Source organism: Providencia sp. 6390, from assembly GCF_058148425.1.
This window is the reverse complement of sequence record NZ_JBYVYL010000008.1, coordinates 16627-43174: the sequence shown is the minus strand read 5'-3', so window position 1 is coordinate 43174 and position 26548 is coordinate 16627. Positions and strand designations below refer to the sequence as shown.

At 39.5% G+C, this 26548-nt stretch carries 24 protein-coding genes; 11 read left to right on the top strand and 13 right to left on the bottom strand.

The genetic code is table 11. The annotated features are described in order from the left end of the window. Positions 1-135: 135 nt before the first annotated feature. Positions 136-1617: an MFS transporter gene (locus AC3Z9T_RS16200; RefSeq protein WP_490127130.1), complete on the bottom strand. Its 1482-nt coding sequence runs from the start codon at positions 1615-1617 to the stop codon at positions 136-138. Between the two features lie 94 nt (positions 1618-1711). Here AC3Z9T_RS16200 and AC3Z9T_RS16195 point away from each other — a divergent pair, with 94 nt between their 5' ends. Further along, the gene (locus AC3Z9T_RS16195) at positions 1712-2251 is read left to right on the top strand and encodes a TetR/AcrR family transcriptional regulator (RefSeq protein ID WP_490127129.1); all 540 of its coding nucleotides are present in this window, start codon (positions 1712-1714) and stop codon (positions 2249-2251) included. A gap of 73 nt (positions 2252-2324) precedes the next feature. Then, positions 2325-3197, top strand: coding sequence for a hypothetical protein (locus AC3Z9T_RS16190; protein WP_490127128.1), 873 nt, complete (start codon positions 2325-2327; stop codon positions 3195-3197). Positions 3198-3311: 114 nt separating this feature from the next. On the opposite strand, the gene AC3Z9T_RS16185 is transcribed toward AC3Z9T_RS16190, so the two are convergent. Beyond that, positions 3312-4154 (bottom strand): HpcH/HpaI aldolase/citrate lyase family protein, encoded by an 843-nt coding sequence (locus AC3Z9T_RS16185; protein ID WP_490127127.1) that lies wholly within the window; start codon positions 4152-4154, stop codon positions 3312-3314. A gap of 218 nt (positions 4155-4372) precedes the next feature. On the opposite strand from AC3Z9T_RS16185, the gene AC3Z9T_RS16180 reads away from it, so the two are divergent. From AC3Z9T_RS16180 to AC3Z9T_RS16140, 9 genes are all read left to right on the top strand, one after another. Then, a complete protein-coding gene (locus tag AC3Z9T_RS16180) occupies positions 4373-6238 on the top strand; it encodes an IucA/IucC family protein (protein WP_490127126.1) in 1866 nt (621 codons plus the stop codon). Between the two features lie 77 nt (positions 6239-6315). After that, entirely contained in the window at positions 6316-8487 is a 2172-nt protein-coding gene (locus AC3Z9T_RS16175; protein WP_490127125.1) for a TonB-dependent receptor, read from the top strand. Between the two features lie 12 nt (positions 8488-8499). Next, positions 8500-9894: a Y4yA family PLP-dependent enzyme gene (locus AC3Z9T_RS16170; protein WP_490127124.1), complete on the top strand. Its 1395-nt coding sequence runs from the start codon at positions 8500-8502 to the stop codon at positions 9892-9894. 8 nt (positions 9895-9902) lie between these two features. Continuing rightward, on the top strand, positions 9903-10919 hold the full coding sequence (locus tag AC3Z9T_RS16165; protein ID WP_490127123.1) for a PLP-dependent cysteine synthase family protein: 1017 nt from the start codon (positions 9903-9905) through the stop codon (positions 10917-10919). 10 nt (positions 10920-10929) lie between these two features. Continuing rightward, a complete protein-coding gene (locus AC3Z9T_RS16160; RefSeq protein ID WP_490127122.1) occupies positions 10930-12093 on the top strand; it encodes an NAD/NADP octopine/nopaline dehydrogenase family protein in 1164 nt (387 codons plus the stop codon). 2 nt (positions 12094-12095) lie between these two features. Then, positions 12096-13307: an MFS transporter gene (locus AC3Z9T_RS16155; protein ID WP_490127121.1), complete on the top strand. Its 1212-nt coding sequence runs from the start codon at positions 12096-12098 to the stop codon at positions 13305-13307. Beyond that, positions 13291-14436 (top strand): ABC transporter substrate-binding protein, encoded by a 1146-nt coding sequence (locus tag AC3Z9T_RS16150; protein ID WP_490127120.1) that lies wholly within the window; start codon positions 13291-13293, stop codon positions 14434-14436. The genes AC3Z9T_RS16155 and AC3Z9T_RS16150 overlap by 17 nt, the downstream gene beginning before the upstream one ends. Positions 14437-14519: 83 nt before the next feature. After that, positions 14520-14924, top strand: a complete 405-nt coding sequence (locus AC3Z9T_RS16145) for a hypothetical protein (RefSeq protein ID WP_490127119.1) — start codon at positions 14520-14522, stop codon at positions 14922-14924. An 88-nt stretch (positions 14925-15012) separates the two neighbouring features. After that, positions 15013-15624, top strand: a complete 612-nt coding sequence (locus AC3Z9T_RS16140; RefSeq protein WP_490127118.1) for a hypothetical protein — start codon at positions 15013-15015, stop codon at positions 15622-15624. Between the two features lie 100 nt (positions 15625-15724). On the opposite strand, the gene glmS is transcribed toward AC3Z9T_RS16140, so the two are convergent. The 11 genes from glmS to atpI form a co-directional block, all read right to left on the bottom strand. Beyond that, the gene (gene glmS / locus AC3Z9T_RS16135; protein ID WP_490127117.1) at positions 15725-17557 is read right to left on the bottom strand and encodes a glutamine--fructose-6-phosphate transaminase (isomerizing); all 1833 of its coding nucleotides are present in this window, start codon (positions 17555-17557) and stop codon (positions 15725-15727) included. 159 nt (positions 17558-17716) lie between these two features. Next, entirely contained in the window at positions 17717-19087 is a 1371-nt protein-coding gene (glmU, locus tag AC3Z9T_RS16130; protein ID WP_490127116.1) for a bifunctional UDP-N-acetylglucosamine diphosphorylase/glucosamine-1-phosphate N-acetyltransferase GlmU, read from the bottom strand. A 126-nt stretch (positions 19088-19213) separates the two neighbouring features. After that, positions 19214-19639 (bottom strand): F0F1 ATP synthase subunit epsilon, encoded by a 426-nt coding sequence (locus AC3Z9T_RS16125; RefSeq protein ID WP_490127115.1) that lies wholly within the window; start codon positions 19637-19639, stop codon positions 19214-19216. A gap of 21 nt (positions 19640-19660) precedes the next feature. Next, positions 19661-21043, bottom strand: a complete 1383-nt coding sequence (gene atpD / locus AC3Z9T_RS16120) for a F0F1 ATP synthase subunit beta (RefSeq protein ID WP_490127114.1) — start codon at positions 21041-21043, stop codon at positions 19661-19663. Between the two features lie 34 nt (positions 21044-21077). Further along, positions 21078-21941 carry a F0F1 ATP synthase subunit gamma gene (atpG, locus tag AC3Z9T_RS16115; RefSeq protein WP_272580853.1) on the bottom strand — a complete coding sequence of 288 codons (864 nt, stop codon included), beginning with the start codon at positions 21939-21941 and terminating at the stop codon, positions 21078-21080. Between the two features lie 56 nt (positions 21942-21997). Further along, entirely contained in the window at positions 21998-23539 is a 1542-nt protein-coding gene (gene atpA / locus AC3Z9T_RS16110) for a F0F1 ATP synthase subunit alpha (RefSeq protein ID WP_070929810.1), read from the bottom strand. A gap of 14 nt (positions 23540-23553) precedes the next feature. Beyond that, a complete protein-coding gene (gene atpH / locus AC3Z9T_RS16105; RefSeq protein ID WP_490127113.1) occupies positions 23554-24087 on the bottom strand; it encodes a F0F1 ATP synthase subunit delta in 534 nt (177 codons plus the stop codon). A gap of 12 nt (positions 24088-24099) precedes the next feature. Continuing rightward, positions 24100-24570 (bottom strand): F0F1 ATP synthase subunit B, encoded by a 471-nt coding sequence (gene atpF / locus AC3Z9T_RS16100; RefSeq protein ID WP_070929808.1) that lies wholly within the window; start codon positions 24568-24570, stop codon positions 24100-24102. Positions 24571-24626: 56 nt separating this feature from the next. Further along, on the bottom strand, positions 24627-24866 hold the full coding sequence (gene atpE / locus AC3Z9T_RS16095) for a F0F1 ATP synthase subunit C (protein WP_004393045.1): 240 nt from the start codon (positions 24864-24866) through the stop codon (positions 24627-24629). A 45-nt stretch (positions 24867-24911) separates the two neighbouring features. Then, positions 24912-25730, bottom strand: a complete 819-nt coding sequence (gene atpB / locus AC3Z9T_RS16090) for a F0F1 ATP synthase subunit A (RefSeq protein WP_490127112.1) — start codon at positions 25728-25730, stop codon at positions 24912-24914. Between the two features lie 33 nt (positions 25731-25763). Then, on the bottom strand, positions 25764-26141 hold the full coding sequence (gene atpI, locus AC3Z9T_RS16085) for a F0F1 ATP synthase subunit I (protein ID WP_490127111.1): 378 nt from the start codon (positions 26139-26141) through the stop codon (positions 25764-25766). Positions 26142-26548: the final 407 nt, after the last annotated feature.

The window sequence follows — 26548 nt, the reverse complement described above, 5'->3', positions numbered from 1 at the left end:
GCATCCTTAAAAAATGGTTTAAACAGGCTATATATTAATGTGATAATCTAATTTAAATAAACCCACTAAATTTATTGTGTCGTAATAAAAAAGAATAACTGTGTGCTAAAAATTAGCACACAGTTTATATTAAATTTAATTTTTTCTGAAAAATAAAGGAAGCAATAATGTGCTGAGTATCAAAATAACCGTCGTTGATACCATTACACCGCCAAATGCTTGATCAAAGGCAACATTTGCTTGTGTGATCAAAATATTAGCGCTATCGCTCGGCAAACTTTCTGCAACGATAAAGGCTTCATCAATACTGTCATAAGCTTTCTCATCAACCAGTATTCCCTCAGGTAATGATAATTTCATGGTATAAATGGCGCTCATTAGCCCTCCCATAAAAGTCACTCCGAGTACACTACCGATTTCATAAGCCACTTCTTCAATAGATGCCGCCATACCGGCTTTACTATCTGGGGCATTTAACATAACCGTGGTTGATGCCGTGGTAAACGCAACCCCTAAACCAAAGCCAATTAAGAACAAGAAAGTTAATAATATTAATCCTGTCGAGCTTTGATAAACATAAGTAAGGCCGATCACCCCAATCAATGTACAAGCAAAACCAAAGATAGTGAGATATCTTTCACCGATTTTATGTAAAAATATACCCGCTAAAGGAGCCGCTAATACCGATGCTAATGGAATTGGGATAACATACATTGCTGCTTGGAGAGGCGTGTAACCCATCACCAACTGCAATCTTTGGCTTAATAACAATTCAATACCAACAATAATTACCATTGATAATATTGCCATAACAACGCCAGCACTAAAGCGTGGGTTAGCAAATAATTTAAAATCAATCATTGGCGACTTAGAGGCGATTTGCCTACGACCGAACATAGTCAAAAATGCACCACCGACTATCGCCGCGATAACAAATTCCCACCAATTTGTATAAGGTTTACCTAATTCTTTTAAGGCATAAATAGCGCCAATCAATCCAATCAGAACCAAACCTGAACCGATATAATCAATTTTCTGTGAGCCTTCACCGCCACATTTAGGAATTAACAAACAAGCAAAAGGTAAAACAAGCAATACGACCGGAACGTTAATTAAAAAAACGGAACCCCACCAAAAATGATTGAGTAAGATCCCGCCAACTAAAGGTCCAATTGCAGCCCCGCCAGAAGCAACTGCTGACCAAATACCAATTGCAAGAGCCCGTTCTTTTGGCTCTAAAAACACATGCCTAACAATTGATAGCGTTGCTGGCATGCTCATCGCCGCCCCAACAGCTAAAAAGCCACGTGATAAAATCAAGCTAGTTGCTGTGGGTGAAAATGCTGCACAAAGTGAAGCAATCGCAAATAGAGGTAATCCCATAAGAAACATGAATTTATGGCCAACACGGTCACTCAGCATACCCGCAGCAGGCAATAACCCAGCCACAATCAGTGGATAAGCATTCATAATCCATAGCTTTTCGGAAGATGTTGCTCCTAAATCATGAGTTAATCGAGGCAAAGCGGTATATAACACAGTGACATCGATAACGATGAGAAAGAGGACACTTGAAACTAAAAGTAAAATAATCCAGCGTTTGTAATCTGCTAGCATAAAATAATCTCTACACGTTAATTTAATCATTATTCATTAATGATCGTGCTATAATATAAATCCATACGTACGTATTGAAAAGAGGTTTTTCTAAATGGGACGTCAACGAACGATTGATCGTGATAAAGTACTTGATGCAGCTGAAGACATTGTCATCAAGCAAGGCGCTGCCGCACTGACTATTGATGCTGTTGCAAAATCAATGGGAATTTCTAAAGGTGGGGTTCAATATTGTTTTGGTAACAAAGAAGCGTTGATTGATGCCATGTTTGACCGTTGGAGCTACTCTTATGATCAAATATTTAATCGCGAATTAGCAAAAGATGATTCTCCAGAAAACCGTATCAACGCCCATCGGCTCGCAACTTATGAACACGACCAAACTGCTATTGCAAAAGGTGCTGCACTAATGGCTTCTCTGCTACAAACACCTGAATACTTAGAGAGTACCCGTGTTTGGTATCGTGAACGATTGCGCAACCTAGACACGTCAACGGATCAAGGGAAGCGTGCTCGTTTAATGTTCCTTGCCACCGAAGGTGCCTTTATATTGCGCTACTTTGGCTTAATGGATATTGATAATGATGAATGGGAATCAATGTTTAATGATATGAGTACGTTATTAAAAAAGTAACCTAACATCACTTTTTTATATAAAAAAGACTCCATTTCGTAAAAAATAAATTTTTTAATGGAGATAATTTCTTATGATAGTATTAGGTAACAAAATTAGTAGTATTGTTAAATTCTTTGAAAACATTGAAAGTAACAAAAATAATAGTTATGACAAATTAATTAGTGTGAAAAATACGAGTAAGCATAACATACATAATACTATCGTTAAAAACACCATAGGAGAAACTACAAAAATAACCTTTAAAAACAATAAGTCAACATCATCAACAAGCCCTGTTAGTAAAGAAATAACCACTAAAAATAACATTGGTGAAATTGATATTCTTTGTAATACACTAGAAAATTTCACTCTAAAAATGAAAAGTGATGATTCAAAAAATAATCCTAGAGAAAAAACATTACTAAGAAACTATAGCGATTATAAAAATCAGAAAATAATAACCATCAAAAAAAGCGATGATTTAGGTCATGGCTCTTACGGTCATGCGTATAGAATAGATAACTTTGTTATTAAAATTTATCATGATGTAGATTTTGAAAATGAGAATTATGCTGATCCTGAACGGTGCTCAAGAATATTAAATGAAACAAACAAAGATTCTGAGTTCTCACGTTCTATCACACTGAATAATGGGAATAAAATACTCGTAACTAAATTTATTGATGGTACATCTATTGAAGGGAAAGAAGCGCGTGAATTTGTTGAATCTCGAGGTCGTATCATTTTTGACTGTGATTCAAATGGTAATGTAATAAAAGATAAATCAGGAAAACTCTATTTAATCGATGCTGATTTAGTCGCAATGCCTACAGGACGATCCAGAACCCTTTCAATAGGAACCACTGAAATACACCATATGTACAAAGACATATATCATGACCCCAAATCAAAAGAGCGTTATTTTAATTCATTCCATCACAAAGAGATAAAATATTTATTGTAGATAATAATAGTTCCGGTTAACTCATTAAGTATAACCGGAACACTATCAATAATATTGATTTATTCAAATTTATCATAAATAGCGAAAAATGATTATTCCATTGATTTTCTTGATTTATTTACAATAATTCAACCATTTCTTTGCCTGTAAAATTAAAGGCAAATCAACCATTTTCCCGTCCACTTTAAACGCATATTGATCTTGAGCTTTATGTAATACCGCTTTAGACCAAGCAACCTGCTGCTCACTAATATCAAACGATTGTTTAATGATTGAAATTTGAGCTGGGTGGATAGCTAATTTAGCAGCAAAACCCAATGATTTACCATGTAAACATTCCGCTTCAAGTACTGATAACTCATCAATATCAGGTGTCACGCAATCAATAGGAGGCAAAAGCCCAGCAAGGCGTGAAGCAAGTACCACTTGTGATCTCGCAAATAATAAAGATTCTCGTGACATGTCACACTGCATATCCAATGAGAAGTCTAAAGAACCAAATGCCAAACGATAAATCCCTGAGTTCGCGATTTCATGTACGCGATGTAGCCCCCATGCAGTTTCAATAATAGCGATAATAGGCACACAGATATCATCTGGTTGGCCATAAAGCAGATGTTCTCTGACTTTATTAACCATGATAGATGACTCAATTTTAGGTATCACAAGGTGTGATAGATAAGGTAATAAATAATTATTGGTTATCCAATCAATATCTTTTTGATATTCCACACTATCAGGTTGGTTAATTCGAATGGCTATCTTGGGTGTTTGCTTATTCTGTTGATAGTTTGTTAGCCAACCCTGTATTTCTTGCCTAGCGATTGGTTTACGTAAAGGATGAACTGAATCTTCTAGGTCTAGGATCAATACATCTGAATCACTTGCGTAGGCTTTATCAAACAATTGAGGTTGATCACCAGGAACAAATAAATAAACCGTTGCATAATCAGTCATGATTGCACCTTTCTTGTTAATTATTTGAATAACTTATTTATTTCCTTTTGCTCACAACTGAGAATAAAAAAAAGAATAATTATCATTTACTATTTTTTTTTGTAATGCTAACGTTATTAACATCATCTTTCAAGTACTCCTATCTATATTCTCACATTAATGAACATAGATTACGTGTGCCGTTAATTAATTCATTTTCATAGCTTAAGAGGCTGATTATGATAAATAACCCTATAAAGAAAGTTGCTTTTGGCATTAATGAAAAACACTCTCATAATAATAGTCTTAGACGTTTTATTCATTGCTTGTTTTGTGAAAAACTCATTGATAAAAAGCAAGTTTATTGGGATATAGATCATTGTGGATATATTTATAAATTCAAAAAAACACCTTATAAAATCCTTTTTAATAATATGGATATATACCCCGCAGACACTTTTTTCAACTATGGGAAAATTTATTTAATTAATAAAAGCAATCAAAAGGAAATTATTCAAACGACAGATTATCTTCTAGATAGCTTAGAAAATGAATTAGATATATCATTTAGTCATAATAATATAAATAAATTAAAATCAGATATAAAAAATAGTATCCATAATGATATTAACGCACGCAATTACCGTGAAAAGTGGTCACAGCGAATTAACACTCAAATGGTAGAATGCAATACTAACTACCTAACCGATTGGGTTACTGATCAATATAGTATGCGTGATGCAGCTTTATTTCTTGATCAATGGGGGTCACTAGAAGGGCATCCCTATTACCCTACATGGAAAAGTAGGCCAAGCATGAGTTTTGAAGATGTTGCTACCTTTTCCCCTGAGTTTAATGCCACGGTCAATCTAACGATTATGGCATTACGACGAGACATGGCTTATGTTGAGTCACTGCCACATGTATCAAATATCCATGATTGGTTCCTTCAACAATTCCCGATTGTCGGTCAACAATGGGTCAAATGGCTAAACCAGCAAGGAGAAGATCCTCAACAATGGCTACCTCTTCCGGTTCATAATTGGCATTTAAACCATTGGGTAAAATCACAAGCGACATCATTGATTGAAGAAAAAATTTTACTCATTAACGGCCCTCAATTAGAAACAAAACCCACCATGTCATTTAGGACAATGCTACCAACAGATGCAGCCAATACTGCATTTATAAAATTACCTATCGCCGTTTGGATGACCAGTGAAATGCGTAGCTTGCAAGCAAAGTCTATTCATATGGGACCAAGGATCAGCCAATTAATCGATGATATTTTAAAACACGAACACTATTTCAATGGAAAAATGGAGTCTCTACGTGAAGATGTTGGTATCTATTACCGTCATGCTATAGAGCAAGATGATGCAGCAGGCCGCTTTCTTTCTGTGGTGTTCCGTTCTGCCGATGCTTATGAAAAAAATGCGCATTTACTGCCGATAACAGTGGCGACTCTATTTACTGATTTACCCTATCAACAGAAACCAATATTTACTGAACTAATTGAAAAATCGGGTCTAACACCTAGACAGTGGTTTAGTCATTATGCGGCTGTTGTTTTAGAACCTTGTATTTCAATGTTTTTACTTTATGGTGTGGCGCTGGAAGCCCACCAGCAAAATACTCAAGTTCTTTTCACTGCTCAAGGCATCCCTCAAAAATTTTTAATTCGTGATTATGGTGATGGACGGACTTTTTTACCTCTATTAAGCCAGCGAGGCTATCAGCTTCAAGCGTATCGTTGGCCAGGCATCTTACCAACTGTTTTTGAGGAAGATATTGAGCCCGTTCGAACATTTCTGATCGATGCTTGCTTAGTCAGTCACTTACATGAACTTGCCGTCCATCTGACACGCTTTTATCGATTGACCGATCATCAGCTTTGGTTGGAACTAAAAACAATTGTCGATGATGTTTTTAAACAACTCCAACCACGAATTGATGACAATTTATGGCAGCATGAATACCAAATATTTATGAATGCGCCTTGGCAAACTCGTTCGTTACTTAGTATGCATATTCAACAATATACTAATTATCGAATACAGCATGGGTTAACAAATCCGTTTCTGTTATTTCCATCAAATAAATAAAAAACCATAAAATAAGAAGGTGATTATAACGCTGTTCCCTTCATTTTATTAAAAATCAATTGAATGATAATTTAAATATGAAAAATAAATTAACGATTACACAATTTAAGCATACAGCTAAGCAGATAAATATATTTTCCACATGGTTATCTGTTATTATTGGGCTATCAAGTGCGATGGCAGCATACGCTCAATCTAATGATCAAAAAAATAAAGACAGTATATTAGTTACCACAAAAAGTAATAATAATCAGCAGCCTAATGACTTTTCATCTCGAACAATGCAAGCAGGTTTATTAGGTGATAAAGATATTATGGATATCCCCTTTAATATCTCTAATTACAATTCTGCTTATATGCAGTCACAACAAGCGCAACAAATTTCAGATATTTTGTCCCATGATACATCTATACAAATTAGCAGTTCAAAAGGTGGCCTTCTTGATTCCTTGTATATTCGCGGCTTTCCTATTACTGAAGGTAATATTGGCGAATTTGCCCTGAATGGAGTTTACGGTGTATCACCTAACTTTCAACTTTTAACAGACTATGCTGAACGTGTTGATATTCTAAAAGGCCCAGCCTCATTGCTGTACGGCATGTCCCCTGAAGGTGGAGTCGGAGGGGTTATCAATGTTGTTACCAAGCGCGCAAGTGCCCAACCTATTACACAACTCACTGCTCAGTACCTCAGTAATTCGCAGTTAGGGGGCAAACTAGATGTGGGTCGGCTCTATGATTTAGGCAATAATCAATACTTTGGTATTCGTGTTAACGGTAGCTATACCAATGGCGATACCGCCGTTGATCATCAAGAGCGTCGGCTTGGCGTTGGTGCAATCGCTTTAGATTACTCTAATGAACGATTCCGCGCTTCCTTAGATTTAATTACTCAAAATCAAAACATGAATGCCTCTAACCGGCCATTTTATTTAGGTGCTAATGGCGTTGTTCCCCCTGCACCTAATGGCGAAACTAACTTAGCCAGCCCTTGGACGTGGTGGAAATCCAATGATGATTCAGCATTATTACATATGGAATATGACGTATTAAGTAATACCTCTCTGTTTATGGATGTTGGTGGAGCACGCACTCGTATCGACCGTGTCAATGAGCAAACCTACACTATCCTCAACGACCAAGGAGATATTTCAACCTATATCATGAATTTTCAATCCAAAACCCAGCGTTATTCAATCGGTACTGGGGTAAAAAGCGAATTTATGACAGGGAATTTATCACACCAACTCGCATTACAGTGGAATCGATATTTTGATCGCTACAGTGTTGGCACAACAGCAGGAACACCTTATAACACCAATTTATTTAACCCAACGTATATTGATAAACAGATCCCCGCTTATCCTGAAATAACTAAACGCTCTGAAAATACGCTATCGGGGGTTTCTCTCGTTGATACTATTGGTTTCTTTAACGATGATTTTATGGTGACGCCGGGCATCCGCTATCAAAATATAAAATCTGATAGCTTTACTTTAGGGCAGCTTTCAACACGTTATGATGAGTCTGCAATAACGCCCCTGATTGGCGTCTTGTTTAAACCTACTGATGATATTTCTCTCTATGCTAATTATGTAGAGGGTCTAAGCAAAGGCAGTACGGCACCTATTGATGCAAAAAATAGTGGCGAAATGATGAAACCATTTCGTTCAAAACAGTACGAGTTAGGGGTGAAGTATGAACAACCATTTGCAATAACCTCTTTAAGCCTATTCCAAATTAGCAAGCCTAGTGGATCATTAGATCCTAACAGTAAGATTTACTCAGCAAATGATGAACAAAGAAACCGAGGGATCGAACTCAGCATATCAGGCAAACCGTTTGATTCGCTTCGTTTAACTGGCGGTGTTACCTATATCCAAGCAGAGTTGACCAAGACAGCTTCAGGGCAAAACAAAGGTAATGAACCTGTCGGTGTATCACCTTGGGTAGCCAATATTGGCGCTGAATACGATATCCCCTCAGTCTCTGGTTTAAGTATCAACGGTAATGTTAATTACCACACTCGCCAATATGTGAATAAAGAGAATACACACTCAATTCCCTCATGGACAACCGTTGATGTAGGTTCTGCTTATAAAACGACGGTTTCCAATACTCCTGTAACATTAAGGCTAAACATCAACAATATTTTAAATGAACACTATTGGTCTGGTGTTGCCTCTTATAGCACCTTCGCTCAAGGCTCACCAAGAACGGTAATGGGCTCAATTACTGTTGACTTTTAAGAGGTAAAAATCATGGTGGATCAAACTAACTTAGTCGATATCTCATCAGTTGTTCATCTATTACCCAAAGCAATCGCACCAACAGAGCTTCCGCCTATTATGGATGCTCTTATTCATCGATTATGTTTTGCTAATAATGAACAACTTGTTGGATTAGTTAAGCGGTATGGTTCGCCATTGAATTTAGTTTTTCCTCATACCATGAAGCAAAACATTCTAAAATTAAAAAATGTTTTTCAAGAAAATAGAGTAAAAGGATCTATTTTATATGGTGTGAAAGTTAATCAATCAAACATCCTAGTCAAAACAGCTATTGAAGAAAACATTGGGATTGATGTTTCAAGCCTTCATGAATGGAACGATGCTTACCAATATGGTATTTCACCTGAAAAAATCTGCGCGACAGGCCCAGCCAAAACAGATGATTTTCTCTGGCAACTAATATCACATAATTCATTGATCGTCATAGATTCTCTTGAAGAGCTACACGATATTCTACGTTTATTAAAGCCTCAATCACGAAAAGCGAGAGTGCTATTTCGCTATCAACCACATTCAAGCCATTCACGATTTGGCATGAAATATACCGCTTTTTCTGACGCACTTAAATTAGCTAAACAGCACGCCTGCTTACAGTGGCAAGGCATCCACTTTCATTTAGGTGGTTATGCGCTAGCTTCACGAGTACAAGCCTTTCGAGAAATATTACCACTGATTGAATTATCGCAACAATTAGGACTCCACATTCAAACAATAGATATCGGAGGCGGACTACCTATTCAATATGTTCCAACAGAACACTACCAAGCTTGGATTAATAATCAAACCACTGAAAGTTATCAAAATCATCGTATACCAACCGATTTTTACCCCTATGGTAATGAACAGTCCGCTGAACAGTGGCTTAATACCTTGCTAGGGAGTCAATGTACTGACAATGAAACCATTGCCCAATACATTAATAAGCGAAACATCACATTAACAATAGAACCTGGGCGTAGTCTTGTTGATCAAAGTGCCATCACTCTATTTCGAGTGGTACGTACCTGCCAACAATCCGAACAGCCAATTATATTTGTCGAAGGCAGTAGTTTTAGTGCCTGCGAAACATGGTTCAATTCTGAATTTTTACTCGATCCCTTTCATATAGTTACCAAACAATCAAAACAACAACCTATCCGTGCATGGATAGCAGGGCATAGCTGCCTAGAAGATGACGTTATCACTCATAGGCTTATTTTATTTAATACCCTTCCCCAAGCAGGTGATTTGTTAGGGTTTGTTAACACTGCGGGATACCAAATGGATTTGCTTGAAAATCAATTTCATCGGCATCCAATACCTTGCCGGTTGTATGCACAGGAAAACAATGTTGGGCAGTTTATCTTTTTCAAAGACACTAAATAGGTAAGCTTATGATCTACAGCAAAATCACTGAGTTGATCGGCAATACACCCATTTTACGTATTGCAGTCCCCCATAAAAAAAGTGCCCTATTTTTAAAAATAGAGAAGAACAACCCCGGTGGAAGTATGAAAGACAGAATGGCTCGCAACATGGTTGTTGCAGGCCTTAAATCGGGAAAAATTAAGCCGAAAAGTACCATCATTGAATCATCATCAGGCAACACAGGGATTGGCCTTGCACTTGCAGCCATCGAGTTTGATTTACATTTTATTGCTGTTGTTGATCATCACGCAGCTCCCGACAAAATAGCGATAATGAAGGCATTAGGCGCTGAAATTCGCTATGTCACCGGTAATTATCAAGAAAATGAGGTAGCCGTTGTCGAACGCCAACGCCTTGCCAGTGAACTAGCCTCTCAACTCCCTAATGCAACATTTATGAATCAATCTGATAATGCAGCAAACTCAGGTGGTTATGCTGCATTAGTTTGTGAACTCATCGAACAAGTTGGCAGAATTGATGCTTATGTAGGCTGTGTTGGTACAGGCGGCTCAATGACAGGGGTTTCTCAAGGGCTAAAATCTCATAACCCACAAACTATCACTGTCGCTGTAGAACCTGAAGGATCGATTGTTTTTGGGCACCCCGGCAAACCTTACTATCAATCAGGAACCGGAACCCCTGAAGGGGATGTAGTTGGTTTAGTACTAGACTACAGTTGTATTGATCATAATGCACAAGTTTCAGATATCCAAGCATTTGAAACCGCAAGGTTTGTTGCTAGCCGATATGGTTTATTGGTTGGAGGCTCTACCGGAGGAATTATCTATAAAGCTTTAGAGTATATTAATAACGATACTCTTCACGGGAACGTCGTTGCTATTGTCGCCGATGGTGGTGAAAAATACCTTAATACTGTATTCAACGAGCAGTGGCTCAGCTCTCGTAATCTAATCTCACCTGATATATCTCATCAACTTAATCATTGGCTCACTAATACTGTTTCATTAGAGAAGGCGAGCTAAGGGGGAAATCATGGCGAAAGATAAGCATCTTAATATCGTTATTTGTGGCGGAGGTCAAACAGGCCACTTAGCTATTGCTCTATTTAGTCAATATCCCAATATTAAAGCATCGCTACTAACCCGAAACACAAAAACAGTTGAACAACACCAACAACAAAACAACACTTTGTCTGTTCATTACAATAATGGTGAGATAGTTAGCTATCCTGTTGATCTAATAACCGATTCACCACAACAGGTAATACCTGAAGCTGACATTATTATTCTTACGGTTCCTTCTCATCATCAAGCAAGTTGGTTAGGTTTCATCTCCCCTTATCTATCTTCTTCAAAGATTGTTTTTATTGGTGCTATTCCTGGTATTAATGGTTTTGATTGGCTTGCAGAACAATTTTTTAAAGACAATTCTAATGTTGTAATTTGGGGGATGAAAGATGTCCCTCATATCGCATGGGGGCTAGAGCCTGGGGTGAAAGTTTGTTTCGGTGGGGGAAAATCAGCACTTTTCATCGCCTTTCATCATCGAGAAAATGAAGCCAATAAACAGCAGCTTCATAAATGGTTATCAAGGTTATATTCAGCGCCTATTAGCGTCCTTGATAATTATTTGGAAATCACCCTAACACCAGCAAACCCCATCATGCATAGCGCAGTGATCTATGGGCTAATAGGCCCATATGCTCAATGGTATGGAAAGTATTTTGAATCGCCTATCTGCTGGTGGAATGATTGTACAGAGCTCAGTGCCTATTACTTACAACGCTGTGATGATGAACGGCTCAAAATTTGTCGACATTTAATTGAAAAATTAAATATTTCGTTAGTCACAATAAAACCCTTAGTTGATGAGTTGCGCGAGTTTTATTTAGATCAAATTGATGACATGAAAACTCTTTGGTCAATACTTCGTACCAATAAAGCTTATTATGGAGTTCAATTACCATTAATAAAAAATAAGCAAGGTGGTTGGGTTTTTAATAAACAACATCGGGTATTTCAGGAAGACATTGTTTATGGATTAAGTTTACTGGTTCGTTTAGGTGAATATCTCCATATTCCACTCCCTTATACAAACGAAATATACACTTGGTGCATGGGCTATTTAGGAATGGATCCTAATATCCAACATCCGGCCTTCCGTGAAATCAATTTAACCCAATATCAGGTGAATTAGACGTGAAGCTACTGAAAAGCCATCTGATTATTGGATTCTTATTTGGTATCCAAATTGTTTCAATGGGAGCGATGGAAATGAGTGGGCCTTTTTGGCCTATTCATTTACAAAATAATAGCTCAGGCTGGCTATTATCATTTGCTTTGACGATGGTTTATGTGGCTCCAATGGCTGGGATTATGCTAACCAGCACTTTTTGGGGAAGAATGGGTGATCGTACGGGCAATAAAGCAATGATGATCCGTGCATTACTTGGCTTAGCGATTACTCAAATTTTATTATCACTTTGTAACGACCCTTGGCTAATTTTATTATTAAGGACAGTACAAGGTGCTTGTGCAGGGTATATTGCTCCAGCCCAAGCTTATGGTGTTTCTGTCACTCATCCTAGAAAGCGAACGCGACTTTTTGCCTTACTACAAGTATCTACAAATATCGGTTCTTTACTGGGAGCTCTTTGTGGCGGGCTAATCTTAGATTATCTCAATTTTTTCTGGATCAATATGATTGCAGGGCTGCTCTGTGCTGCTTGTGCAATCATTGTATTTGCTTTTCTACCTTCAGATAAAAAACCTCATCCAGTTTCTCAGGCAAAAAAATCATCTAACAGCACAAAAAAATATCGCCCTCAACAAGTTGTGAAACATCTTATGTTACTAATGGGGCTTTTATTAATGAGTAGGATGATCACATTACCCAGTTTTTCATTGTATCTCAGCCACACCTATTCAATAGACTACTGGGTTATTGGCCTGATTTATGGCTTACAGGCAATGGGCGTGATCCTATCGGCTCAATTATGGGCTAAATGGTTTGAATACCAATCAGTAGCTGTTTCATTGATTCGTTTAAAATGGATAACGTTCATCTGCGCTATTGTTGTTATCGGCCTTGCACTGACCCCTGCAATTGTTTGGTTTGCTTTACTGTATTTACTTTGGGGAACTTTGCTTGGTGCGACAACCCCTATACTTACTGCATTAATATCATCAGCGACACCCTCTGAACATCAAGGCTACGTGCTAGGTTTATCACAAAGTATCAATCAATTTGCCTCTATCGGAGGAATTGCATTAGGAAGCATATTGATACTATATCCTGGAATTGATTGGCTTTTTTATTACGTTTTCGTTGGTTATATCACATGCTTAATTACCATCACGTTACTGATAAAACATTCCTCTAATAAGGATCTATATGAAAGGAAAGCATAAGTTATCTAACAAAATAATATCGCTATTATTGTTTACATTAACCTTACTATTCTCTGCTGCAATTTCAGCAAAGCCTATCGTCGTTACTGATATTTTAGATAGAAAAGTCACTGTTAATGTTCCAGTAAAAAAAGTCATTTTAGGCGAAGGACGTATGCTTTACCTTGTTGCCATGCTAGATAAAGAAAATCCAGCCAAACGTATTGTTGCAATGGGGAACGATATGCAAACCTCAGATCCTGCAACATGGCGTCAATATAGTGAGCATTTCCCTGAACTTAAACAAATCCCAACATTTGGTGGTACAGAAAGACGTTCTTTAAACATAGAGCATGCATTAACTTTGCAACCTGATGTCATCATTATGAATATTGAAGCTAAAACCGCCATTGAAGAACAAGGGCACGATAAAGCATTACAGAAAGCGGGGATCCCGATTATCTATGTTGATTTTCGCTATAACCCATCAAAAAATACACCACCGACCATGCGCTTATTTGGCGCTCTCTGGGGTGAAGAAAAAACCGCTGAGAAATTCATTGAGTTTAGAGAAGAGCAGTTAAAGCGAGTAAGTGATGTGCTTGCACAAAATAACCCTCAAAAACCACGTATTTTTATTGAACGTATTGGTGGTTATACCGATGAGTGCTGTCTTACTTTTGGTGATGGTAACTTTGGCCGCTTTGTTGCCCTCGCTGGTGGTAACAATATAGGCGCAAACAATGCCCCTAACACCTTCTATATGATGAACCCTGAACAAGTGCTTGTTGCTAATCCAGATAAGGTCATTATTACCAGTGCCAATTTTTCAAAATTCATGCCTGAAGGCGATTGGATTGGCTTAGGACCTAATGAAGACCTTAATGCGGCTAAAATAAAATTAGAAAAATACTTAAAAAAATCCGCTTATACTGGTAGTAATGCTGTTAAAAACCGACAGTTTTATGCTATTTGGCATCAATTTTATAACAGTCCTTATGATTTTATTGCCATACAGCAGCTAGCTCACTGGATCCACCCAGAGCTATTTGCTGATTTAAATGCAGATAAAACATTTAAAACATTCTATGAAACATTTTTATCTATTCCTTATGAACCTGGATACTTTGTGAGCTTAGAAAACCATTAATTACTCTCTATATAATTTGAGTTGCAGTCACGCATTATGCTGCAACTTAAAATATAACGAGTTTTATTGATAAAGGTGATGTTATGACTAGCAATACCTACCATATTGAATTGAAACCAATACAATTTCTTTGCTCATCAGAAGAAACAGATGATCAGCATATTGATTATCTAAGCAATAAAATTGCCAGTGATGGAACTTGGACAACCCCGATCCCATGTGAAATGCACACAGGTATTATTATGGATGGTAATCATCGCTATCAAGTAGCAAAACAACTTAAGCTCTCTCTGTTACCTTGTATCTTACTGAGCTATCAAGATAATCGAGTGAAAGTTAATCATCAAAATTCAGATCAACCTTATGATATACAAAAAATTTTTGAAGTTATTTTATATCAAAATAAATTACTGCCTTATAAAACCACCAAACATTACTTTTCTCCATTTTTGCCAAAAATCAATATTAATTTAAAATTACTATATTAATAAAAAATAACTAAAACACGATTTTTTAAATAATTAGTTACTGTTTTATGATATTACATTTTTTTTCAATACATACGAAAGGTAATTTATGTTATCAATAGACAAACCATATTTAAACTCTGTTTCTATAAGAAATGTCATATCAGAGCTTCCATTTTATTCAAAAATAAAATCAGTATCTAATATAGCATATTCTATTTATCGGATGATATTACCTCATGACATAGATATATTTAAAAAAGAAAAATCACAACAAAATGTTGATTATATTACAAAAAATGGTTGCCACATCGGCTCTGGATCATATGGGGTTGTTTATAAAATAGGTGACTTTGCAGTTAAACTACCACAATCAGCAAGATCATTTAGCACCTCTTATTCTAATTGTGATAGAACATCAAGAATATTGAATGAGGTAAATGGGAGAGACTACTCTCGAGCAAGCAAGTTAAAAGATGGAACGCCCATTCTAATATCAAAATATATTGATGGTGTAAATGTAGGCAAGAAAGAATCAGTAAATTTTATACTTAGTAAAGACAGGGTAATACATGATGCACATGTTGAAGGTAATGTATTAAAAATAAAAGATGGTACACTATATTTAATTGATGCTGATCATGTCACATTACCGATAAATAAAAGAAAAAACTCAATAGCAAGCGATGATTATTATAGTCAATATAAACATAAAATCTAAATAAATTTAATCATAAAATAAAAACCCGATTATATTTTCATATCATATAATCGGGCATATTTTCACTAATATTCAAAATATAGGTGAAAGCTAATGCTATTTACTCAACCGTTACCGATTTAGCCAAGTTACGTGGTTGGTCAACATCGGTACCTTTGATCAACGCAACATGGTAAGACAGCAACTGTAGAGGAACAGTATAGAAAATCGGTGCGATCAGTTCTTCAACATGAGGAAGAGGGATAATTTTCATATTTTCACTCACCTCAAAACCAGCATCTTGATCAGCAAATACATATAGTAAACCACCACGCGCACGGACTTCTTCGATGTTAGATTTTAATTTTTCTAACAACTCGTTATTTGGCGCAATAATAATCACTGGCATATCCGCATCAATCAACGCTAGAGGGCCGTGCTTTAATTCACCCGCCGCATACGCTTCAGCGTGAATATAAGAGATTTCTTTAAGCTTCAGAGCCCCCTCAACAGCAATAGGGAATTGCTCACCACGGCCAAGGAACAAGGCATGGTTTTTATCAGAAAAATCTTCCGCCAGCGCTTCAATCACTTTATCGTGGGATAACATGCTTTCAATACGCGCAGGTAATGCATGCAATGCATTAGCAATATCTTGCTCAAGCGCTGGGTTGCCCCCTTTAATACGCCCCATATACGCCACTAACATCAGCAATACGGTTAACTGAGTGGTAAATGCTTTCGTTGAAGCAACACCAATCTCTGCACCAGCTTTGGTCATTAGCGCAAAGTCTGATTCGCGTACCAATGAAGAACCTGCAACGTTGCACACTGCAAGAGAGGTCAAATAACCTAACTCTTTCGATAAGCGTAATGCAGCCAATGTATCCGCTGTTTCACCTGATTGTGAAAGTGTGATCATCAAACTGCCTTTACGATGAGCAGGTTTGCGATAACGGTACTCAGAAGCGATTTCCACATCACAAGGGATGCCCGCTAGTGATTCAAACCAATAACGAGCGACCATTCCAGCATTGTAAGAAGTACCACAAGCAACAATTTGAATGTGTTCAACTTGCGATAAAATTTCAGCGGCTTTAGGGCCTAATTCACTGAGATCGATACCATTGTCTTTACTAAAACGCCCTTCTAGGGTGTTTTTAATTGCTAATGGCTGTTCGTAGATCTCTTTTTGCATATAGTGACGATAAATACCTTTATCACCCGCATCGTATTGAACGTTTGATTCAATTTGTTCACGTTCAACAGCTTCGCCTTGCTGATCAAATACACGTACTGTACGACGTGTCACTTCAGCTATATCCCCTTCTTCAAGGTAAATAAAACGACGGGTAACAGGTAATAAAGCAAGTTGGTCTGATGCAAGGAAGTTTTCACCAACACCAAGGCCTATCACTAACGGGCTTCCCGAACGGGCTGCCACTAATAATTCAGGAGTACGACTATCCATAATCACTGTGCCATAAGCACCACGTAATTGTGGAATAACACGCTGAACCACTTCAACTAAAGTGCCACCTTTTTGTTGTTCATGATGAACAAGGTGAGCAATTACTTCAGTATCCGTTTCAGAGCTAAACACATAACCAAGCTGTTTTAACTCATCTTTCAGTTCTAAGTAGTTTTCAATAATACCGTTATGAACAACAGCAATGTAACCAGAGGTATGAGGGTGAGCATTGCGTTCGCTTGGAACACCATGCGTAGCCCAACGAGTATGTGCGATCCCCGTTCCACCTGATACTGGGTTTTTCTCCGCTTCTTCCGCCAGCATTTGAACTTTACCAACTTCACGCAAGCGTTGGAGATGGCCTTCATGGTCAACCACAGCCATACCCGCTGAGTCATAACCACGATATTCAAGACGGCGAAGACCTTCTATTAGAATTTCTGCGATATCACGTTGTGCGACAGCACCTACAATTCCACACATATTAATTAATTCCTAAACAAAGGGCTCCTGCCCTTATGATGTCGCTACCTGATTGTTATTGCAGCTTTGCTGCGCCCCGAGCCTTGTAGAGAGTGGGGTTATTTATTGTATATTTTTAACGCTAATGGAGGAGAAACATTGCCTCCCCCTAAAATTATCTTATTTTTTCTTCACTGGACGCTGCCAGTTTTTAATATGTACTTGCTTAACACGGCTAACAACCAGTTCACCTTCATTTACATCACGGGTAACCGTTGTACCAGCACCGATTGTTACGCCATTAGCAATAGCAACAGGGGCAACTAACTGAGTGTCTGAGCCGACAAATACATCATCACCAATCACAGTTTTATGTTTATTAGCGCCGTCATAGTTACAAGTAATTGTACCTGCACCAATATTCACGTTATCGCCAATTTGTGCATCACCGAGATAGCTTAAATGACCTGCTTTAGAACCTAAGCCTAATGAAGCATTCTTTATTTCAACAAAGTTGCCTACATGAGCTTTCGCTGCCAATTTAGCACCAGGGCGCAAACGAGCAAAAGGACCAACAGTACATTCTGCCGATAATTCAGAGTTTTCTATCACTGAATAAGGGCTGATCACTGAATTATCACCAATCACGCAGTCTTTAAGGATACAGCCTGATTGGATATGAACGTTATTTCCTAAAGTGACATTGCCTTCAATGATAACGTTTGTATCAATGATAATATCGCGCCCATGAGTTAAGGTGCCACGAATATCAAAACGTTCAGGATCAATTAACATCACACCAGCCAGTAACAGCTTTTCTGCTTGTTCTTTTTGGTAAACACGTTCAAGAGCAGCAAGCTGCAAGCGGTTATTAACCCCTTCCATTTCACTGAGACGACTAGGGTGAACGGTTTCGATCTTGTTGCCTTCTTTATGCGCTAACGCAATAATATCAGTGATGTAATATTCACCTTGAGCATTATTGTTATTAAGTTGCGCTAACCAACGTTTAAAGTCTTTACCGCTCGCAACCATGATCCCTGTATTGATTTCTTGGATCTTGCGTTGTTGTTCCGTTGCGTCTTTTTGCTCAATAATGCCAACAACTTCGCCATTTTCACGAATGATGCGACCATAACCTGTTGGGTTATCTAAAATAACGGTCAATAAACCAATACCACCTTCCGGTTTAGCTTCAACTAAACGTTGTAAGGTGTCTTGAGCTATCAGAGGAACATCACCATAGAGCATGATGATATCTTCATCATCTTGGAAGCTTGGTGCTGCTTGTTGCATTGCATGGCCTGTACCTAATTGCTCAGCCTGCAACACCCAATTTAAGTTTTGTTCGCCCAATTTTTCTTTCAGTAAATCACCACCATGACCATAAACAAGGTGGATGTCTGATGCCCCAATAGATTTAGCAGTATCAATAACATGCTGAACCATTGATTTTCCTGCTAATAAATGCAGGACTTTAGGCAATTCTGAATACATTCGAGTGCCTTTACCAGCAGCAAGAATGACGACACTTTTTCTTTGCACAGTCATAATTTCCTGAAACTCCAACTTTGGGGTGAAAGTAAACCTATTTCCTACCTAAAATACTACATATTTCGCACAAATAAAAAAGCCAGTCCGGAATTAACAGACTGGCTTTTCTTTATACTGCCGTCATTACATCAGCTTTTTAGTTAACTCGATCACTCGAAGTTTCGCTATTGCTTTCGCAAGCTCTGCCGATGCTTGAGCATAATCAACATCACCGTGAGCTTTACGGACATGATCTTCCGCTCTGCGTTTAGATTCCAGCGCACGCGCTTCATCTAAATCTTTACCACGGATAGCTGTATCAGCCAGTACGATCACACCATTTGGTTGCACTTCTAAAATACCGCCGGAGAGATAAATTAGTTCTTCTTCACCAAACTGCTTAGTAATACGTACCATGCCCGGTTTTATGGCAGTCAGCAGTGGGGTATGCTGTGGATAGATCCCTAGCTCACCTTCACTACCTGTCACCTGAACTTTTTGTACTAGACCGTCAAACATCTGTTTTTCAGCACTGACAACTTTCAGGTGGTATGTCATTGCAGCTACCATATCAACCTCCCGTCAGCCAGATTAAAGCTTTTTCGCTTTTTCCACAGCTTCTTCAATGGTACCAACCATGTAGAACGCCTGTTCTGGCAGGTGGTCGTAATCGCCGTTCAGAATACCGCTGAAGCCACGGATAGTGTCTTTCAGGGAAACGAACTTACCTGGTGAACCAGTAAAGACTTCAGCAACGAAGAATGGTTGAGACAGGAAGCGCTGGATCTTACGAGCACGAGCAACAACCAGTTTGTCTTCTTCAGACAGTTCATCCATACCTAGGATTGCAATGATGTCTTTCAGCTCTTGGTAACGCTGAAGGATAGACTGAACGCCACGTGCAACATCATAGTGCTCTTGACCAACGATGAGTGGATCAAGTTGACGGCTAGTAGAATCCAGAGGGTCAACCGCAGGGTAGATACCCAGAGAAGCGATTTGACGGCTCAGAACTACTGTTGCGTCCAAGTGAGCAAAGGTTGTTGCTGGTGATGGGTCAGTCAAGTCATCCGCAGGTACGTAAACAGCCTGTACAGAGGTGATAGAACCAGTCTTAGTTGAAGTGATACGTTCTTGAAGAACACCCATCTCTTCTGCTAGCGTTGGCTGATAACCTACTGCTGATGGCATACGACCTAATAGTGCGGATACTTCTGTACCTGCCAGTGTATAACGATAAATGTTATCCACGAACAACAGAACATCACGGCCTTCGTCACGGAATTTCTCAGCCATAGTCAGGCCAGTCAACGCAACGCGCAGACGGTTTCCTGGTGGCTCATTCATCTGACCATAAACCAGTGATACTTTGTCCAGAACGTTAGAGTCTGTCATTTCATGATAGAAGTCGTTACCTTCACGGGTACGCTCACCAACACCTGCGAATACTGAGTAACCTGAGTGCTCAATCGCGATGTTACGGATAAGTTCCATCATGTTTACGGTTTTACCAACACCCGCACCACCAAACAGACCAACTTTACCACCTTTAGCGAATGGACAAATCAAGTCCATAACTTTGATACCGGTTTCAAGTAGTTCTGTAGAGCTTGAAAGCTCTTCGTAGCTTGGCGCAGCACGGTGAATAGACCAACGCTCTTCTTCGCCGATATCACCTTTCATATCAATAGGGTCACCCAGAACGTTCATGATACGTCCTAGAGTTGCTTTACCTACTGGTACTTCAATTGGGTGATCTAAGTTTGTTACTTTTAAACCACGGCTCAGGCCATCTGATGTACCCATTGCGATACAACGGACAACACCACCGCCTAATTGTTGCTGAACTTCCAGCACCAATTTTTCTTTACCGTTCATAACCTCAAGAGCATCGTACACTTTTGGTACTGCATCTTGAGGGAACTCGACGTCCACAACGGCGCCGATTACCTGGATAATCTTTCCAGTAGCCATCTTGAATCCTCTACGTAATTCGTAAACCTAGCTGTTAAACCGCGGATGCACCCGAAACGATTTCGGTAAGCTCCTGAGTAATGCTGGCCTGACGAGCTTTGTTGTAAACCAACTGCAACTCTTTGATCAGGTTTCCACCATTATCAGTAGCAGCTTTCATTGCTACCATTCGTGCGGCCTGCTCACTAGCCAGGTTTTCAACGACGCCCTGATAAACCTGCGACTCGATATAACGACGCAGCAGGGTATCCAGCAACGCCTTAGGATCGGGTTCGTATATATAATCCCAAGATTTTTTCTTCAATGTCTCATCATTACTTGCAGGTAATGGTAGTAATTGAAGAATAGTCGGCTCTTGAGACATTGTATTGATGAACTTGTTAGTCACCACATACAGTTTATCCAAACGCCCTTCATCATAGGCTTGTAGCATAGAGTTAACTGGGCCGATCAAATCAGACAGTGTTGGGTTATCACCCATCCCTGTAACCTGAGTGACAACATTGCCACCGACAGATCCAAAGAATGATACTGCTTTAGAACCGATCAAAGCCAAATCAACTTGAACGTTTTTTTCAGACCACGTTTTCATGTCTGCTAATAGTTTTTTGAACAAGTTAATGTTCAAGCCACCACACAAACCACGGTCTGTAGAAACAACCAAATACCCGACACGTTTAACTTCACGCTCTTCGAGATATGGATGTTTATATTCCAGATTACCTAATGCTAAGTGACCAATTACACTGCGCATGGTCTCTGCATAAGGACGGCTGGCCGCCATGCGTTCCTGCGATTTACGCATTTTGGACGCAGCGACCATTTCCATCGCTTTAGTGATCTTCTGCGTGTTTTGCACGCTGGCGATCTTGGAACGTATCTCTTTTGCGCCGGCCATTTCTGCTTCTCCTTATTTAACCAGACGGCCCATAAAAATTCATGGGCCGAATAGTATTACCAGGACTGGGTTGCTTTAAATGATTCGAGCAGTTGTTTCAACTTAGCTTCGATATCATCGTTATAGTTACCCGCCGGGCCGATTTGTTTCATAAGGTCAGCATGCTCGCGCAATGCATAAGAAACTAATGCAGCTTCAAACGCACCAATCTTCGCTAGTTCAACATCATCCAAGAATCCACGCTCTGCCGCAAACAGAGACAATGCCTGCTCTGCTACTGACATAGGTGCATATTGTTTCTGTTTCAGCAACTCAGTTACTTTCTGACCGTGGCTCAACTGCTTACGCGTTGCGTCATCAAGGTCTGAAGCAAACTGAGCAAACGCTGCCAGTTCACGATATTGAGCAAGTGCGGTACGGATACCACCAGACAATTTCTTGATAATTTTAGTCTGAGCAGCACCACCAACACGAGATACTGAAATACCTGGGTTAACCGCTGGACGAATACCAGAGTTAAATAGGTTAGATTCCAGGAAGATCTGACCATCAGTAATCGAAATTACGTTAGTCGGAACGAATGCAGAAACGTCACCGCCTTGAGTTTCAATGATAGGCAATGCTGTCAGTGAACCCGTTTGACCTTTCACTTCACCTTTAGTGAATGCTTCAACGTATTCAGCGTTAACACGAGCAGCACGCTCAAGTAGACGTGAATGCAGATAGAAAACATCACCTGGGTAAGCTTCACGTCCTGGTGGACGACGTAGCAACAGTGAAATTTGACGGTATGCAACCGCTTGTTTAGATAGGTCATCATAAACAATCAGAGCATCTTCACCGCGGTCACGGAAATATTCACCCATTGCACAGCCTGCGTAGGCTGATAGGTATTGCAGTGCAGCTGATTCAGATGCAGTAGCAACAACAACAATGGTATTTGCCAGTGCGCCGTGTTCTTCAAGTTTACGAACTACGTTAGCAACAGTTGATGCTTTTTGACCGATAGCGACGTAAACACATTTGATGCCAGAATCGCGTTGGTTGATGATTGCATCGATTGCCAAAGCAGTTTTACCTGTTTGACGGTCACCGATAACAAGCTCACGCTGCCCACGGCCGATTGGGATCATCGCATCGACTGATTTATAACCAGTTTGTACAGGTTGATCAACAGATTGACGTTCGATAACGCCTGGAGCGATAACTTCAATTGGAGAGAAGCCATCGTTCTCGACAGGGCCTTTACCATCAATTGGTTGACCGAGTGTATTCACAACACGTCCAAGCAGGCCACGGCCAACTGGAACTTCAAGAATACGACCAGTACATTTAACCTTCATGCCTTCCGCTAGGTCAGCATAAGGGCCCATAACTACAGCACCAACGGAGTCGCGCTCCAAGTTCAGTGCGATTGCGTAACGGTTGCCAGGCAGCGCGATCATTTCACCCTGCATAACTTCGGCTAAGCCGTGAATACGAATGATACCGTCGTTGACGGATACAATCGTACCTTCATTGTGAGCTTCACTCACAACATCGAACTGAGCAATACGCTGTTTGATCAGTTCGCTGATTTCGGTGGAATTCAGTTGCATATGCTCCAGTCCCCTTAAGACTGCAAGACGTCTGTTAGACGATCTAAGCGACCGCGGATGCTCCCATCAATGACGAGGTCTCCCGCACGAATGATCACTCCAGAAATAACAGACTTATCAATTTTGCAATTCAGCTTAACTTTGCGTGACAGACGTTTTTCCATCGCTGCAGAAATTTTGGCCAACTGCTGCTCATTCAATTCGCTGGCAGAAATGACATCAACTTCAATTGTTGATTCCAGAGCGTCACGCAGTTGAATAAACTGAACTAACACTTCTGGTAGCGTACTAAGACGCCCATTTTCAGCCATAATACGAATCAGATTTTGAACATGCTCGTCAATTTCATCCCCACAAACAGAGATAAACGTTTTAGCTAATCTTTCTGATGCAATAGAACCAGAAAGTAACTCACCAACCTGTTCATTGCGCGTCACCTCAGAGGTGAAGGCCAGCATATTCTGCCATTTTTCAACAGACTGGTTTTCCACAGCAAAGTCAAAAGCTGCTTTGGCGTAGGGGCGAGCTACAGTAGCGATTTCAGACATGCCCCTCCCTCCTTACAGTTCAGCGACTAGTTTATCAACGATGTCGCTGTTAGCAGCTTCATCCACGGAACGTTCGATGATCTTCTCGGCACCTGCGACAGCAAGCATCGCAACCTGTTTACGTAGCTCTTCACGTGCACGTTTACGCTCAGCATCAATTTCTGCTTGAGCTTGTGCGACGATTTTTGCACGTTCTGTTTCGGCTTCTGCTTTGGCTTCTTCAATCATCTGGTTGCGTTGTTTATTCGCTTGCTCGATGATGACTTGAGCTTCTGCTTTCGCTTTTTTCAGTCGGTCGGTTGCGTCGGTTTGCGCCAGTTCCAGGTTCTTTTTAGCACGTTCTGCGGAAGATAAACCATCAGCAATTTCTTTTTGACGTTTTTCTATGGCCGCCATAATCGGTGGCCATACATACTTCATACAGAACCAAACAAACAGGACAAACGCGATAGCCTGGCCGAGGATTGTTGCATTTAGATTCACAGACAATACCTCTTGTTAATTAATGAGTTAATGTTCTTAGTGTTCTGTAACAAAAGTTAGGCAACAGCGAACATTACATACAAGCCCAGACCAACAGCAATCATCGGAATAGCATCAACAAGACCCATTACGATAAAGAACTGAGTACGCAGCAGAGGGATTAAATCCGGCTGACGAGCAGCACCTTCTAAAAATTTACCACCTAGGATGCCGATACCGATCGCAGCACCGATCGCCGCTAAGCCCATCATAATAGCAGCAGCCATGTACAGCAGATCCATATTCAGGTTTTCCATGACAGTCTCCAGTTTGTTTCAGTTAAGACAATATTAATAGTGAAATTAGTGTTCTTCAGATGCCATCGAGAGATAGACAACAGTCAGAACCATAAATATAAAGGCTTGTAGCGTAATAATCAGTATGTGGAAGATAGCCCAAGGTAGGCTTAGCAACCACTGTGACCACCACGGTAGCAGACCTGCGATAAGAATAAAGATCAATTCACCTGCATACATGTTACCAAACAGTCGCAGACCGAGTGATACAGGTTTTGACAGCAGGCTTACCCCTTCAAGAATTAAGTTGATAGGGATAAAGACAGGATGATTAAAAGGTTGAAGAGTCAACTCTTTTGTAAATCCGCCAATTCCTTTCATCTTAATGCTGTAGAAGAGGATCAGGATAAACACACCAATCGCCATCGATAAGGTGACACTAACATCTGCGGTTGGTACTGCACGTAATGCAGGTAACCCGAGATAATGTTCAGCAATATACGGCAGGAAATCGATAGGGAGTAAATCCATAAGGTTCATTAAAAATACCCAGACGAACACCGTTAAAGCCAGAGGGGCAATAACTTTGCTCTTCCCGTGATACATATCACGGACTGAGTTATCAACGAAACCAATGATCAGTTCTATTGCAGTCTGTAACTTACCGGGTACGCCACTAGTCGCATTGACAGCAACTCTTCTAAATAGCCACAGGAATAATGCCCCGAGAACTACCGAGAAAAAAAGCGAGTCAATGTTCAACGTCCAGAACGTTGGACTAGCGTGGGGATCGACCAACTTAAAGGTACTTAGATCCAACTGAAGGTTTCTCAGGTGGTGACCTATGTACTCATTTGTAGTCATCACTTCTCCTGATGCAGACATGATGCCTCTTACCCTTTTGTAGTTTAAAAATACTTACCGTTTAAAAACGGCTGGTGCAACAATCTGAACAATTAGCACCGCTAAATAGGTCAAACCCAGTGGTGTCAATGACGCTTTGAACACACCGAAAGCAACAACTAACACAGTAATGGTTGTCACAACCTTTAACCCTGCTCCTAATGCAAAGAACCAGGCAATGCGGACAGGTTCATCCTCTTCTTTTGCTTTCTGGAAGTGGGCTAACAGCATAAATACGATATTTGGTAACCAGCATGCTAAACCACCCGCAAGAGCAGAGGCCCCCCATTCTATACTATTTGCACAGAAAGCCCCACTGAGGATCACAAAAGTTATTAGCTGAAGAGACAACAGCTTTACCGCATGCTTGTTGTCATAAAGGGATACAGACATAACTTTTTGTACTCCCAGCTGTTCTCAGCCTCAGAAACGCTAAGTGTTGTATAAAACTGCCTTTGCTTAAATGTGTCAAGAGACAAAAACGAGCAAATTATACGGGCAGGCGAAATGAATTCAATCAGTAAGTAGCGAAAAGGTGAATAAATATTTAATTTTTTCGAGATAGCGCAGAAATGTGGCAATAATAATTAATAAATAGTTAACGACTCGACACGTACAAACATTTTTTTGTGATTAATATCACAATAAATATTCCATTCTGCATTTATCACTCTTCACTTTAGAATATAGAAACAAGATATTTGAACAGTAAATCAAATAATTAAAAGTGATAGTTTTTAATCAAAAAAAAGATTTAATAAATCAAATATTTCATTATTAATCATTAGAAGCATAGTTGT

Excerpts from the sequence above, each read along its gene's own strand:
- AC3Z9T_RS16200 (WP_490127130.1), bottom strand. The coding sequence starts at position 1,617 with ATGCTAGCAGATTACAAACGCTGGATTATTTTACTTTTAGTTTCAAGT.
- AC3Z9T_RS16195 (WP_490127129.1), top strand. The coding sequence starts at position 1,712 with ATGGGACGTCAACGAACGATTGATCGTGATAAAGTACTTGATGCAGCT.
- AC3Z9T_RS16190 (WP_490127128.1), top strand. The coding sequence starts at position 2,325 with ATGATAGTATTAGGTAACAAAATTAGTAGTATTGTTAAATTCTTTGAA.
- AC3Z9T_RS16185 (WP_490127127.1), bottom strand. The coding sequence starts at position 4,154 with ATGACTGATTATGCAACGGTTTATTTATTTGTTCCTGGTGATCAACCT.
- AC3Z9T_RS16180 (WP_490127126.1), top strand. The coding sequence starts at position 4,373 with ATGATAAATAACCCTATAAAGAAAGTTGCTTTTGGCATTAATGAAAAA.
- AC3Z9T_RS16175 (WP_490127125.1), top strand. The coding sequence starts at position 6,316 with ATGAAAAATAAATTAACGATTACACAATTTAAGCATACAGCTAAGCAG.
- AC3Z9T_RS16170 (WP_490127124.1), top strand. The coding sequence starts at position 8,500 with ATGGTGGATCAAACTAACTTAGTCGATATCTCATCAGTTGTTCATCTA.
- AC3Z9T_RS16165 (WP_490127123.1), top strand. The coding sequence starts at position 9,903 with ATGATCTACAGCAAAATCACTGAGTTGATCGGCAATACACCCATTTTA.
- AC3Z9T_RS16160 (WP_490127122.1), top strand. The coding sequence starts at position 10,930 with ATGGCGAAAGATAAGCATCTTAATATCGTTATTTGTGGCGGAGGTCAA.
- AC3Z9T_RS16150 (WP_490127120.1), top strand. The coding sequence starts at position 13,291 with ATGAAAGGAAAGCATAAGTTATCTAACAAAATAATATCGCTATTATTG.
- AC3Z9T_RS16145 (WP_490127119.1), top strand. The coding sequence starts at position 14,520 with ATGACTAGCAATACCTACCATATTGAATTGAAACCAATACAATTTCTT.
- AC3Z9T_RS16140 (WP_490127118.1), top strand. The coding sequence starts at position 15,013 with ATGTTATCAATAGACAAACCATATTTAAACTCTGTTTCTATAAGAAAT.
- glmS (WP_490127117.1), bottom strand. The coding sequence starts at position 17,557 with ATGTGTGGAATTGTAGGTGCTGTCGCACAACGTGATATCGCAGAAATT.
- glmU (WP_490127116.1), bottom strand. The coding sequence starts at position 19,087 with ATGACTGTGCAAAGAAAAAGTGTCGTCATTCTTGCTGCTGGTAAAGGC.
- AC3Z9T_RS16125 (WP_490127115.1), bottom strand. The coding sequence starts at position 19,639 with ATGGTAGCTGCAATGACATACCACCTGAAAGTTGTCAGTGCTGAAAAA.
- atpD (WP_490127114.1), bottom strand. The coding sequence starts at position 21,043 with ATGGCTACTGGAAAGATTATCCAGGTAATCGGCGCCGTTGTGGACGTC.
- atpG (WP_272580853.1), bottom strand. The coding sequence starts at position 21,941 with ATGGCCGGCGCAAAAGAGATACGTTCCAAGATCGCCAGCGTGCAAAAC.
- atpA (WP_070929810.1), bottom strand. The coding sequence starts at position 23,539 with ATGCAACTGAATTCCACCGAAATCAGCGAACTGATCAAACAGCGTATT.
- atpH (WP_490127113.1), bottom strand. The coding sequence starts at position 24,087 with ATGTCTGAAATCGCTACTGTAGCTCGCCCCTACGCCAAAGCAGCTTTT.
- atpE (WP_004393045.1), bottom strand. The coding sequence starts at position 24,866 with ATGGAAAACCTGAATATGGATCTGCTGTACATGGCTGCTGCTATTATG.
- atpB (WP_490127112.1), bottom strand. The coding sequence starts at position 25,730 with ATGTCTGCATCAGGAGAAGTGATGACTACAAATGAGTACATAGGTCAC.
- atpI (WP_490127111.1), bottom strand. The coding sequence starts at position 26,141 with ATGTCTGTATCCCTTTATGACAACAAGCATGCGGTAAAGCTGTTGTCT.